At 69.4% G+C, this 12,030-nt stretch carries 16 protein-coding genes; 2 read left to right on the top strand and 14 right to left on the bottom strand.

Going from position 1 to position 12,030, the window contains the following annotated elements; translation table 11 throughout:
- Positions 1–15: 15 nt before the first annotated feature.
- The 8 genes from AB1K56_RS05665 to infC form a co-directional block, all read right to left on the bottom strand.
- Positions 16–912, bottom strand: a complete 897-nt coding sequence (locus AB1K56_RS05665; protein WP_371204923.1) for an amino acid ABC transporter permease — start codon at positions 910–912, stop codon at positions 16–18.
- On the bottom strand, positions 909–1,565 hold the full coding sequence (locus AB1K56_RS05660) for an amino acid ABC transporter permease (protein ID WP_371204922.1): 657 nt from the start codon (positions 1,563–1,565) through the stop codon (positions 909–911). The genes AB1K56_RS05665 and AB1K56_RS05660 overlap by 4 nt, the downstream gene beginning before the upstream one ends.
- Before the next feature lie 67 nt (positions 1,566–1,632).
- Positions 1,633–2,535: a glutamate ABC transporter substrate-binding protein gene (locus AB1K56_RS05655; RefSeq protein WP_371204921.1), complete on the bottom strand. Its 903-nt coding sequence runs from the start codon at positions 2,533–2,535 to the stop codon at positions 1,633–1,635.
- A 145-nt stretch (positions 2,536–2,680) separates the two neighbouring features.
- Positions 2,681–3,442 (bottom strand): amino acid ABC transporter ATP-binding protein, encoded by a 762-nt coding sequence (locus AB1K56_RS05650; RefSeq protein WP_136587952.1) that lies wholly within the window; start codon positions 3,440–3,442, stop codon positions 2,681–2,683.
- A 98-nt stretch (positions 3,443–3,540) separates the two neighbouring features.
- Entirely contained in the window at positions 3,541–4,338 is a 798-nt protein-coding gene (locus AB1K56_RS05645; protein ID WP_136587951.1) for an RNA methyltransferase, read from the bottom strand.
- Positions 4,339–4,442: 104 nt separating this feature from the next.
- Entirely contained in the window at positions 4,443–4,826 is a 384-nt protein-coding gene (gene rplT, locus AB1K56_RS05640) for a 50S ribosomal protein L20 (RefSeq protein WP_058232312.1), read from the bottom strand.
- 29 nt (positions 4,827–4,855) lie between these two features.
- Entirely contained in the window at positions 4,856–5,050 is a 195-nt protein-coding gene (rpmI, locus tag AB1K56_RS05635) for a 50S ribosomal protein L35 (protein ID WP_013583375.1), read from the bottom strand.
- A gap of 48 nt (positions 5,051–5,098) precedes the next feature.
- Positions 5,099–5,764: a translation initiation factor IF-3 gene (infC, locus tag AB1K56_RS05630; protein WP_136587969.1), complete on the bottom strand. Its 666-nt coding sequence runs from the start codon at positions 5,762–5,764 to the stop codon at positions 5,099–5,101.
- 207 nt (positions 5,765–5,971) lie between these two features.
- Here infC and AB1K56_RS05625 point away from each other — a divergent pair, with 207 nt between their 5' ends.
- Positions 5,972–6,397, top strand: coding sequence for a DUF1844 domain-containing protein (locus AB1K56_RS05625; RefSeq protein WP_371204920.1), 426 nt, complete (start codon positions 5,972–5,974; stop codon positions 6,395–6,397).
- Between the two features lie 228 nt (positions 6,398–6,625).
- Here AB1K56_RS05625 and AB1K56_RS05620 read toward each other — a convergent pair whose 3' ends face one another.
- The 6 genes from AB1K56_RS05620 to AB1K56_RS05595 all read right to left on the bottom strand — a co-directional run bounded on the left by AB1K56_RS05620 (position 6,626) and on the right by AB1K56_RS05595 (position 11,024).
- Positions 6,626–7,450, bottom strand: a complete 825-nt coding sequence (locus AB1K56_RS05620) for an SseB family protein (RefSeq protein ID WP_371204919.1) — start codon at positions 7,448–7,450, stop codon at positions 6,626–6,628.
- Positions 7,434–8,180: a bifunctional 1-(5-phosphoribosyl)-5-((5-phosphoribosylamino)methylideneamino)imidazole-4-carboxamide isomerase/phosphoribosylanthranilate isomerase PriA gene (priA, locus tag AB1K56_RS05615; protein ID WP_013583379.1), complete on the bottom strand. Its 747-nt coding sequence runs from the start codon at positions 8,178–8,180 to the stop codon at positions 7,434–7,436. Before priA ends, AB1K56_RS05620 begins: the two co-directional genes overlap by 17 nt.
- A 46-nt stretch (positions 8,181–8,226) precedes the next feature.
- A complete protein-coding gene (hisH, locus tag AB1K56_RS05610; RefSeq protein ID WP_371204918.1) occupies positions 8,227–8,877 on the bottom strand; it encodes an imidazole glycerol phosphate synthase subunit HisH in 651 nt (216 codons plus the stop codon).
- On the bottom strand, positions 8,874–9,488 hold the full coding sequence (hisB, locus tag AB1K56_RS05605; protein ID WP_371204917.1) for an imidazoleglycerol-phosphate dehydratase HisB: 615 nt from the start codon (positions 9,486–9,488) through the stop codon (positions 8,874–8,876). Before hisB ends, hisH begins: the two co-directional genes overlap by 4 nt.
- Positions 9,485–10,579 carry a histidinol-phosphate transaminase gene (locus AB1K56_RS05600; RefSeq protein WP_371205062.1) on the bottom strand — a complete coding sequence of 365 codons (1,095 nt, stop codon included), beginning with the start codon at positions 10,577–10,579 and terminating at the stop codon, positions 9,485–9,487. The genes hisB and AB1K56_RS05600 overlap by 4 nt, the downstream gene beginning before the upstream one ends.
- Positions 10,580–10,673: 94 nt before the next feature.
- The gene (locus tag AB1K56_RS05595) at positions 10,674–11,024 is read right to left on the bottom strand and encodes a LysM peptidoglycan-binding domain-containing protein (protein ID WP_136587946.1); all 351 of its coding nucleotides are present in this window, start codon (positions 11,022–11,024) and stop codon (positions 10,674–10,676) included.
- 257 nt (positions 11,025–11,281) lie between these two features.
- On the opposite strand from AB1K56_RS05595, the gene lexA reads away from it, so the two are divergent.
- Positions 11,282–11,971 carry a transcriptional repressor LexA gene (gene lexA / locus AB1K56_RS05590; protein ID WP_013583385.1) on the top strand — a complete coding sequence of 230 codons (690 nt, stop codon included), beginning with the start codon at positions 11,282–11,284 and terminating at the stop codon, positions 11,969–11,971.
- The last annotated feature ends 59 nt before the right edge of the window (positions 11,972–12,030 follow it).

The raw sequence follows: 12,030 nt of genomic DNA, 5'->3' as shown, positions 1-12,030 counted from the left end.
GCCCGTCGGTGCGACTCAGAGCGCCGATCCGCCTCGCTGGGCGACGATCAGCGAGGTATCGGTCGCGCCCTGCTGAAGGGGCTGGACGGGCGCGGCGACGTCACCGCGCGCCGAGCGCCGCAGGCGCTTCTCCACGACCGTCGCGACGAACGACAGGATCAGGCACAGCGTGATGTAGATCGCCCCCACCACGATGGTCGCGGGCACGATGGGCGAACCGACCGTCGGCTGCGCACCGATGTACTTCGCGTAGAACAGCAGCTCGGGGTACGTGATGATGAAGCCGAGCGCGGTGTCCTTCAGCGTCACCACGAGCTGGGCGATGATGACCGGCATCATCGCGCGGATCGCCTGCGGCAGCAGCACGAGGCGCATCACCCCGGCCTTGCGCAGGCCGATCGCGTACCCGGCCTCGGCCTGACCGCGCGGCAGCGACTCGACGCCCGCGCGGATGACCTCGGCGAGGACCGACCCGTTGTAGCAGACGAGGGCGATGACCACGGCCCAGTACGGCTCCATGCGGATCCCGATGACGGGGAAGCCGTAGTAGAGCAGGAACATGAACACCAGCACCGGGATCGCGCGGAAGACCTCGATGACGGCGGTGAAGGGCCAACGCACCCACCGGTGGTCCGACAGACGCCCGATCGCGAGCACGAAGCCGAGCAGCAGTGCCCCGAGGGCCGCGGCACCGAAGGCCGCGAGCGTGGCCAGCGTGGCATCCAGGATGCTCGTCCACACGTTGGTGTAGGTGAACGCCGACCACTTCTTGGCGGTGAACTGCCCCGTCTCGGCGAGCCGCCAGACGAGGAAGCCCAGGATGCCGACCACGACGACGATCGTGAGCACGCCCAGGAGGCGGTTGCGCAGGATGGCCTTGGGACCGGGGACGTCGTACAGGACGCTGCTCATCGCGCGACCCTCCATCGGTTCTCGAGCGTCCGCTGCACCCACGAGAGCAGGAGCACCAGCGCGACGAAGGTGACCATCACCCAGAGGATGACGACGAACGCGTTCTCACCGCGTTCGCTGAGGTAGTTGCGCACCGACCCGAGGTTGACGATCGAGAAGCCGGCGGCGACGGTGGTGTTCTTCAGCAGGGCGATGAAGACGCTCATCATCGGCGGGATGACCGAGCGGAACGCCTGCGGCAGCACCACGAGCGACATCACCTGACCGAAGCTCAGGCCGAGGGCGCGGGCGGCCTCGGCCTGCCCGACGGGAACGGTGTTCACGCCCGAGCGGATCGCCTCGGCGACGTAGGTCGCCGTGTAGATGCCGAGGGCGCAGATGCCCAATGTCAGCGACACGTCGCCGGTCAGGCGGAGTCCGAGCAGGGGCGGGAGCGCGAACACGAAGGCGAAGAACACCAGCGTGAGCGGGGTGTTGCGGATGGCGCTGACGTAGAACGTGCCGACGCCGCGCGCGATCGGCACGGGCGAGACGCGCATCGCGCCGACGATGATGCCGAGTACGAGCGCGAGAGCGCCGCCGGCGAAGAACAGCACGAGCGTGCCGACGAGCGCTTGGCTCCAGATGTCGAGGTTGTCGGTGATGACACCCATGCGTGGTCCTTATCTCGAAGGAGGAGGGGCGGGGGCGACGCGCGGTAACGCGCCGCCCCCGGACGGATCACTCGTCGGCGGTGGGCTGCTCGCCCTTGATGCCGGCCGGCGCAAGGTTCTTGTCGAACAGCGCGGTCCAGACGTCGCCACCGTCGTTGAAGAGGGTGTTGATGTGGTCCTTCAGCACCGTGTCGCCCTTCGGGAGGCCCACGCCGTAGCGCTCCTCGCTGAAGGTGTCTCCCGCGATCTTGAAGGTCTCGGGCTCCTGGGCCACGTAACCGGCGAGGATCGCCTGGTCGGTCGTGACGGCGTCGACCGAACCCGCGCGCAGCTGCTCGAGGCACTGCGTGTAGGTGTCGTACTCGACGGTGTCGCCAGGGTTGTACTCGTCGCGGATGCGCTGCAGCGGCGTCGAACCGGTCACCGAGCAGACGATCTTGCCGGCGAGGTCGTTCGGGCCCGTGATGTCTTCGTCGTCGGCGGCGACCAGCAGGCCCTGACCGGTGATGAGGTAGGGACCGGCGAAGTCGATCTGCGCCTTGCGCTTGTCGGTGATCGAGTAGGTGCCGACGTAGTAGTCGATGTTGCCGTTGACCAGCTCCTGCTCGCGGTTCGCGGAGGGGATGGTCTTGTACTCGATCTTGTCGGCGTCGAAGCCGAGCGAAGCCGCGATCCACTGCGCGATCTCGACGTCGAAGCCGCCGCGCTCGTCGCTGATCGGGTCCTTGAAGCCGAGGCCCGGCTGGTCCTCCTTGACGCCGACGACGACCTTGTCGGCCGCGACCATGCGCTCGTAGGTGGGGCTGCCGTCGAGCGAGACGTCGGAGGCGACCTCCCACAGCTGCGTGGTGTCGGCCGAGTCGCCCTCGGCACCGGGGGCCGCACCGGGGGTGCCGCTGTTGCAGGCCGTCAGGGCCAGCAGGCCGGCGGCGATGATGCTCGCGCCGGCGAGAAAACGTGTCTTACGCATGTGATGTCTCCTTGGTTACGTGTGCTGTGCTGTGCGGGAAAGGGTCTTCGGTGACGGCGCGCTGCATCGCCCTGCGGGTGCGGCGATGCGATGCGATGATGTCGGCGGGGAACCTCCTCGTTCGTCGCCGTCGGGAAGCGCGCTGTCAGTGCGTGATGAGCTTCGAGAGGAAGTCCTTGGCGCGGTCGGACTCGGGACGGGTGAAGAACTGCTCGGGCGCGGCCTGCTCGACGATCTGGCCGTCGGCCATGAACACCACGCGGTTCGCCGCCTTGCGCGCGAAGCCCATCTCGTGCGTGACGACGATCATGGTCATGCCGTCCTTGGCGAGACCGACCATCACGTCGAGCACCTCGTTGATCATCTCGGGGTCGAGGGCCGAGGTCGGCTCGTCGAAGAGCATGACCTTGGGCTTCATCGCGAGAGCGCGGGCGATCGCGACGCGCTGCTGCTGGCCGCCGGAGAGCTGCGCGGGGAGCTTGTCGGCCTGATGCCCGACGCCCACGCGCTCGAGCAGCGCACGCGCCTCCTTCTCGGCATCCGCCTTCTTCATCTTGCGCACCTTGATCGGGCCCAGCGTGACGTTCTCGAGGATCGTCAGGTGCGCGAAGAGGTTGAACGACTGAAAGACCATGCCGACGTCGGCACGCAGTTCGGCCAGGCCCTTCCCCTCTTTGGGAAGCTCCTTGCCGTCGATCGTGATCGACCCGCTCGTGATGGTCTCGAGACGGTTGATCGTGCGGCACAGCGTCGACTTGCCCGACCCGGACGGGCCGATCACGACGACCACCTCACCGCGGTCGACGGTGAGATCGATGTCTTTCAGCGCCTGGAACTGGCCGTAGTGCTTCTGCACATCGGAGACGACGACAAGGGGCGCAGAGCCCGCCGGGGGAACGGATGCCATGTGTTCACCCTATGAGGATGTTGTGCGGGCGACCACATTCCCGCACAGGCCTTAACCGTTCTGTAACAGCGGGGAACGCGCTCGGGCACTCTCGCGGGTCAGCGGGCGCGCTGGGCGAAAGCGGTCTCGTAGAGGCAGACGCTCGCCGCGGTGGCGAGGTTGAGCGACTCCGCGCGGCCGTAGATCGGCAGGCGCAGCGAGAGGTCGGCGTGCGCGAGGGCGTCGTCGTCGAGACCGCGCGCCTCGTTTCCGAAGAGCCACGCGGTGGGCTCCGCGAGACGGTCGCGGGATGCGAGGAAGTCCTCGCCCTCGACGTCGGCGGCGACGACGCGCAGACCCGTCTCGTGCATACGGGCGACGACGTCCGCGAGCTCGAGGTCCACCGCCACCGGCACGTGGAAGAGCGAGCCCGTCGTGGAGCGGACGACCTTGGGGTTGTAGGGATCGACGGTGCGCCCGGTGAGGATGACGGCATCCGCCCCGGCCGCGTCGGCGGCGCGGATGATGGTGCCGAGGTTGCCGGGGTCGCGCACCTCTTCGCAGATCGCGACGAGGCGGGGTCCGGCCGCGAGGATGTCCTTCAGCGCGGTCGGCGACTGCCGAGCCACGGCGACGATGCCCTGCGGGGTGACCGTGTCGGCCATCGCGTCGAGCACCGCCTCGGTCGTGTACTGCAGATCCACCTCGGCGCGCTCGGCCGCGTCGCGCACGTCGGTGTGCCGCTCCATCGCCGAGGGGGTCGCGTACAACTCGAGGACGGTATCGGGGGCCCACGCGAGGGCCTCGCGCGCGGCCTGCGGACCCTCGAGGAGGAACAGACCGGTCTCTTGCCGGGCGGCGCGTTTGCTGAGCTTGGCCACGGCGCGCACCCGCGGCGAACGGGGGTTCTCCAGCACGTGACCAGTGTATGGCGCTGAGGGCATGGAGCCGGGGATGCCGCGCACGAACGACGGAACGGGCGCCCTCCGAAGAGGACGCCCGTTCCGGGAGAAGTCGCGACTTACGCGGACTTCGGAGCGTTGACGTCGCTGGGCAGGGCCGCCTTGGCGGTCTGCACGAGCGAGGCGAACACGGCCGGCTCGTTCACGGCGAGCTCCGCGAGCATGCGACGGTCGACCTGCACACCCGCGAGGCCGAGGCCCTGGATGAAGCGGTTGTACGTGAGGCCGTTCTGACGGGATGCCGCGTTGATGCGCTGGATCCACAGACGACGGAAGTCGCCCTTGCGCTTGCGACGGTCACGGTACGCGTAGACGAGCGAGTGGGTGACCTGCTCCTTGGCCTTGCGGTACAGGCGCGAACGCTGACCGCGGTAACCGGAGGCGCGCTCGAGGATGACGCGACGCTTCTTGTGGGCGTTTACTGCCCGCTTGACTCTAGCCATTTCTGTTTCTTCCTAACGTGCGTCGGCGCTCAGAGACCGAGGAGCTTCTTGGCGACCTTCGAGTCACCCTTGGCCAGGACCTGCTCCTGGTTCAGGCGGCGGGTGCGCTTCGAGGCCTTGCCTTCGAGGTTGTGGCGCATACCGGCCTGCTGCTTCATGAGCTTGCCGCTACCGGTCAGCTTGAAGCGCTTCTTGGCACCCGAGTGGGTCTTCTGCTTCGGCATCTGTCTTCCTTCGTTGGTCTTCCCGGCGAAGCGGGAGTCTGGGGAGCTTTACTCGGCGGGGGCCGAGGTGGGCGTTGCTTCCGGGGCCGCCTCGCCGCGGGCCGCGCTGCGCGCCGCCTCGCGGTTCGCCGCGCGCTGCGCGTTCTGCTCGGTCTTGACCTCGGACTTGTTCTTGTGAGGAGCGACCACCATCACCATGTTGCGGCCGTCGATCGTGGGGTTCGACTCGACGGTGCCGAACTCGGCGACGTCTTCGGCGAACTTGCGGAGCAGGCGCACACCCTGCTCGGGACGCGACTGCTCACGACCACGGAACAGGATCATGGCCTTCACCTTGTCGCCCGCCTGGAGGAAGCCCTCGGCGCGCTTGAGCTTGGTGATGTAGTCGTGGGCCTCGATCTTCAGGCGGAATCGGACCTCTTTGAGGACCGTGTTCGCCTGGTTACGACGCGTTTCCTTGGCCTTCTGAGCGGCCTCGTACTTGAACTTGCCGTAATCCATGATCTTGACCACGGGCGGCTTCGAGCTCGGCGCAACCTCGACCAGGTCGAGGTCCGCTTCCTGGGCCAGGCGCAGCGCAGCTTCGATTCGGACGATGCCGACCTGCTCGCCGTTGGGTCCGACGAGACGGACCTCCGGGACTCGGATGCGCTCGTTGGTGCGGGGATCGCTGATGCGGAACTCCTCTTGTGTGCGGGTGGTGGCCGCCGCGATCCGATCGGACCACGGGCGAAGAGGAGCACACACGCCACCCGGCACGGTGCTGTCAGCACCGGCTTCTGCACCCAGACGACCCCGTGCGAAACGGAGCGGAGTGCGGGAACCCGGTAGCCTGGAGCGGCAAGCGCGGGTGGGATGTGATCCTCTTTCGTACGGAGTGAAACACTCCGAAGCCCGCCATAGTCTAGCAGAGAGATTCACGTGGACACGATCCCCTCCGACCAGCCCGCCGACGACCACGCCGCACACCGTCACGGAGGCGAAGACGAGCGTCTCGCTCGCTGGGAGGAGCAGGAGCGCGCGGCATCCTCCGCCACCCGCGACATCGCCGACGTTCCCGCCGTGGAGGTCATCACCACCGCCGCCGTGCACCTCATGAGCGCCGCGGCCGTCAAGACGGGACTCGCCGACGACCCCGCGCAGCAGCTCGACCTCGACGAGGCCCGCAAGCTCATCAACGCCCTCGCGGGCCTCATCACCGCCGGCGCGCCCGAGATCAGCGACATGCACGCCCGGTCGCTGCGCGACGGACTGCGCTCCCTGCAGCTCGCGTTCCGCGAGGCCTCGACCATCCCCGACCCGATCGGCAAGGGGCCGGGCGAGAAGTGGACGGGTCCCGTCACGTAAGTCGTTCGGGCTGGGGCACCCCTTCGCCTCTGCCGCAGGGTCGCTCGTCCGTGACACCGGCACACGTGTCGCGCGCGAGCCGGTCCGGACCGCGGACCCGCGGCATCCGGCCCGTGAGCGGCGCGCAGGAACAGGGGATGCCACGAGAACAGGACGCGCGGCGCGGCACCGTCCTGTGCGCGGACGATCGCCTATCGCGACGCGGCCGCGCTCCGATCGCGGCGCCTGTCAGGCGGCGGTACCGCGGTGGAGCTTGACCGTCAGCGAGTCGACCAGCACGGCGATGCGGTCGTCCGCCGACCACCGGCGGGCGATGCGGGCGAGGACGGCGTCGAGCTCCTCCTGCTCCAGCCCCGACATCAGCTGCAGGTGCACGACGAGCTCGGGGCCGCGCAGGCGACCGGTGGGATCCCCCGACTCGACGGCGAGGTCGAGCACCGCCAGCTCGCCCGAGATGCTCTCCTGGAGCCCCGTGAAGATCGTCGGCGAGGTGTGCGCGGGTTCCCACGCCTCCCCCTGCGCGATGGCCCACACGGCGGGACGACGGATGACGAACTCGGTCTCGGAGGCGGGATCGATCACGATGAGCTCGGTGTCTTCGGACGCCGCGGCGAGAGCGGTGCGGCGACCGTCCGCGGGGACGGGGCGGGCCTTGGCATCCCACGTCTGCAACGCCGTGACCGAGGTGAAGACGGGGAGCACCTTGCGGCCGTCGGGGGCGGCGACGGTCACGATCGACAGCTCCTGCGTCTTGTCGACCTCGAGGCCGTGGGCGCCGACGCCGTGGTCGCCCTTCTCGGCGACGAGCGGGATCAGCAGGCGCGCGTCGCGGTAGGCGTCGACGACGGCACGGGCGTCGCCCTCACCGGCGCGGAAGGCCACGAGGGCGGCCAGCAGGGCCGCGTCGGCCGACCCGTCGTCACCGGAGTGCGGGTTCGACTCGAACCGGCGCCCCTCCCACGGGACACCCGCCGAATCGGCGTGATGGCCGTGATCGTGGGGACCGCCGGCGTGCGGGCCGCCGGCGTGGGGACCGTCAGTGTCCGGCGACATCCAGCGCCTCAGCGAGGGTGAACTGCCCCGCGTACAGGGCCTTGCCGACGATCGCGCCCTCGACGCCGAGCGGCACGAGCTCGCGCAGCGCGGCGATGTCGTCGAGGCTCGACACGCCGCCCGAGGCGACGATCGGCTTGGGGGTGCGCTGGGTCATCTCGCGCAGGAGCTCGATGTTGGGGCCGCGCAGCGTGCCGTCCTTCGTCACATCGGTGACGACGTAGCGGCTGCAACCGGCGTCTTCGAGGCGCTCGAGCACGGTCCACAGGTCGCCGCCGTCGCGGGTCCAGCCGCGGGCGGCGAGCGTCGTGCCGCGCACGTCGAGACCGACCGCGATCGCCTCGCCGTAGCGGTTGATGACGTCGGCGGCCCACTCGGGGTTCTCGAGCGCGGCGGTGCCGAGGTTGATGCGGCTCGCGCCGCTCTCAAGGGCCGCCTCGAGCGAACGGTCGTCGCGGATGCCGCCCGACAGCTCGACCTGCACACCCTTGACCTGCTTGATGACCTTGCGCATGACGTTCGCGTTGCTCCCGCGTCCGAAAGCGGCGTCGAGGTCGACGAGGTGAATCCACTGCGCGCCCTGGCGGGCGAAGTCTGCGGCGGCGTCGACGGGATCGCCGTAGCTGGTCTCGGTGCCCGCCTCCCCCTGCGTCAGACGGACGGCCTTGCCGTCGGCCACATCGACCGCGGGAAGAAGGACAAGCTCGGGCGTGGACGCGAAATCGTTCATGGCTCCTCGTGCCGGCAGGCGCCTCTCGCCAGCCCCAGGCACGAGGTCACACAGTAGTCGTGCGCAGCCCGTCGATCCAATTGGCGAGCAGCCGGATGCCGGCCTCCCCCGACTTCTCGGGGTGGAACTGCGTCGCCGCGAGAGGACCGTTCTCCACCGCCGCGATGAACGGCGCGCCGTAGGTGCACCACGTCACGGCGGGCTGCGGGAAGGGAGGGGTCACCTCGAGCGACCACTCCTGCGCGGCGTACGAGTGCACGAAGTAGAAGCGCTCGCGTTCGATCCCCTCGAACAGTCGAGACCCCTCGCCGGCGGTGACGGTGTTCCAGCCCATGTGCGGCAGCACCGGGGCGGCGAGCTCGTCGACCGTCCCGGGCCACTCCCCCAGTCCGGGCGTGTCGGTCCCGCGCTCGATCCCCCGTTCGAACATGACCTGCATGCCCACGCAGATGCCCAGCACCGGGCGGCCGCCGGCCAGTCGACGGTCGATGATCTCGCCGCCGCGACTGGCGTTCAGGGCCTCCATGACCGCGCTGAACGCCCCCACTCCGGGAACGAGGAGCCCGTCGGCATCCATCAGCAACGATCGATCGGAGGTCAACCGGGCGTCGGCACCGGCCTCGACGAGCGCCTTGACCGCCGAGTGGACGTTGCCCGATCCGTAATCGAGGACGGCGACGACCGGCTTGGCCGTCATAGCGCGCCCTTGGTGCTGGGGATGCCGTCGACGAGGGGGTCGAGGGCCTTCGCCTGGCGGAACGCGCGCGCGAGGGCCTTGTACTCGGCCTCGGCGATGTGGTGGGGATCGCGTCCCCCGACCACGCGCACGTGGACCGTGAGGCCGGCGTGAATGGAGATCGCCTCGAACGAGTGACGCACGAGAGAGCCCGTGAAGTGGCCGCCGATGAGGTGGTGCTCGAACCCGGCCGGCTCTCCGGTGTGCACGAGGTAGGGCCGACCGCTGATGTCGACGACGGCCTGCGCGAGCGCCTCGTCGAGCGGCACGAGGGCGTCGCCGTATCGAGCGATGCCGGACTTGTCGCCGAGGGCCTGCCGGATGGCCTGGCCGAGGACGATCGAGGTGTCTTCGACGGTGTGGTGGGCGTCGATGTGGGTGTCGCCGGTTGCGCGCACGCGCAGGTCGGTCAGCGAGTGCTTCGCGAACGCGGTGAGCATGTGGTCGAAGAACGGCACGCTCGTCGAGATGTCGCTGGCACCGCGCCCGTCGAGATCGAGCTCGAGCTCGACGCGCGACTCGCTCGTCTCACGGGTGATCGAGGCGGTGCGGGGCGTGGCGGGGCCGGTCATGCTCGGGATCCTATCGAGGCGAGGGCGTCGAGGAACGCGGTGGTCTCGTCGGCCGTTCCGGCCGAGACGCGGAGGTGGTGGGGGATGCCGACGTCGCGGATGAGGACGCCGTGGTCGTACAGCGCCTTCCACGTCGCCGCGGGGTCGTCGACCCCGCCGAAGAGCACGAAGTTGGTCCACGACTCGTGCGCGGTGTACCCCAGAGCGGAGACGGTCGCGGAGATGCGGTCGCGCTGCGCGACGATCTCGTCGACCATCGCGAGCATGGTGTCGGCGTGCCCGAGCGCCGCGGTCGCGGCGGCCTGCGTGAGCGCGCTCAGGTGGTACGGCAGGCGGACGAGGCGCAGGGCGTCGACGAAGACCGGGTCGGCCGCGAGGTAGCCCACGCGGGCGCCGGCGAAGGCGAAGGCTTTGCTCATCGTGCGCGAGACGACCAAGCGGGGGCGCCCCGGCAGCAGCGACACCGCGGACGGCTCGTCGCGCGGTGCGAATTCTTCGTATGCCTCGTCGACGATGACCACACCGTCGAACGCGTCGTAGACGGCCTCGACCACGTCGAGACGAAGGGGCGTTCCCGTCGGGTTGTTCGGGGCGCACAGGAAGACGATGTCGGGGCGCTGCTCGCGCACCTGGGCCGCCGCCGACGCGGGCGTGAGCGTGAAGTCGTGCTCCCGCTCCCCCGCGATCCATCGGGCACCGGTGGCGCGCGTGAGGATCGGGTACATCGAGTACGTGGGAGCGAAGCCCATGGCGGTGCGCCCGGGCCCGCCGAAGGCCTGCAGGATGTGCTGCAGCACCTCGTTGGAGCCGTTGGCCGCCCAGATCTGGTCAGGGTTCAGTCCGTGCCCCAGGTACTGCGCGAAGGCCTCGCGAAGCGTCGTGAACTCGCGGTCGGGATAGCGGTTCACGTCGCGCAGGGCGCGTGCCACGGCATCCAGGATGTCGTCGGCGACCTCGGATGGAACGGGATGCGTGTTCTCGTTCACGTTCAGCGCCACGGGGAGCGCGGCCTGCGGTGCTCCGTAGGGCGTCATGCCCCGGAGATCGTCGCGAAGCGGGAGGTCGTCGAGGCGTACGTTCACCTCACCCATCGTAGGCGGCGGCGACATGTGCGGCTCACGCGCCCGCTCGGCCGAACGACACCTCTCGGAGCCTTCGCGTCGGCGGGTTCGCGTCGGCCGGAGATCAGTCGGCGGGGGCGTACTCGGCGGGGATGGCGATGCGCTGACCCGCGGTGACGGATCCACCCGAGAGGGCGTTCAGACGCGTGATCTGCGCGACGACGTCGCGAGGGTCGGCCGCGGGGGCGAGATCTTCGGCGATCGACCACAGCGTGTCTCCGCTCATGACGGTGATCTCGGCGAACGAGCCTGCGGCGGCTCCCTCTTCGTTCGAGGCGAGCGCGGCTCCGCCCCCGACGATGGCGACTCCGAGCGCGATGACGAGGGGAAGGGAGACCAGGAACGCGACGACGCGGCGTCCGCGCGCGGTGATGCGCAGGCGGGTGGTCGGGGCGGTGACGGCGATGCTGCTCATGATGTGCTCCTCGGTGGGGAGAGATTCGCACCCCGCCCTCGGCCGGGAGGGCGGTGGTGCGAACCTGTATTCCGAATCTATCTTCGATACTTTCGATGTGTCAAGACCGGCTGTATCGGAGACGGATCGAACGCGACACGCGAGAGGTTCCATGTCTTCGAGGCCGTCCACCGGATACGGTTTCGACACGGAGACCTCATCACCAACCTCCGACATTCGAATTTCCGCCGCCCTTCCGCGGCGCGAGGGGAGCACAGATGACCGACGCGACGACCGCCGCCGGCCGCGAACGGCCGCAGACCCGGCGACGCAAGAACCTCAGCGACAAGCAGCTCGCGATCCTCGAGGTCATCCAGCGGTCCATCGCGCGGCACGGCTACCCGCCGAGCATGCGCGAGATCGGCGACGCCGTCGGACTGAAGTCCCTTTCGAGCGTGACCCACCAGCTCAATCAGCTCGAGCTGAGCGGCTACCTGCGACGCGATCCCGGCAAGACGCGGGCCATGGAGGTGCTGATCGACCTGCCCGGCGCCGCCGCCGAGAACCCCGCCGACACGGCCCCCGCCCTGGGCGACGCCGCCCTCGTGCCCCTCGTCGGTCGTATCGCCGCCGGCGTGCCCATCACCGCCGACCAGCAGGTGGAGGAGATCTTCCCCCTCCCCCGCCAGCTCGTGGGCAAGGGCGAGCTGTTCATGCTCAAGGTGTCGGGCGACTCCATGATCGATGCGGCGATCTGCGACGGCGACTGGGTGGTCGTGCGCTCCCAGGCCACCGCCGAGAACGGCGAGATCGTCGCCGCGATGCTCGACGGAGAGGCGACGGTCAAGACGTTCCGCCGCCGCGACGGTCACACGTGGCTGCTCCCCCGCAACAGCGCGTTCGAACCGATCCTCGGCGACGAGGCCGTGGTGCTCGGCCGCGTCGTCGCCGTCCTGCGCGCGGTCTGACCCACGACACGAGAGGCCGGATGTCCGCCGCGCGGCGGCTTCCGGCCTCTCGTGCGTCC

This window comes from Microbacterium sp. BWR-S6Y, from assembly GCF_041379845.1.
Classification (GTDB): domain Bacteria; phylum Actinomycetota; class Actinomycetes; order Actinomycetales; family Microbacteriaceae; genus Microbacterium; species Microbacterium hydrothermale.
The sequence above is the reverse complement of the archived record's forward strand: the minus strand, read 5'-3'. Positions and strand labels throughout refer to the sequence as shown.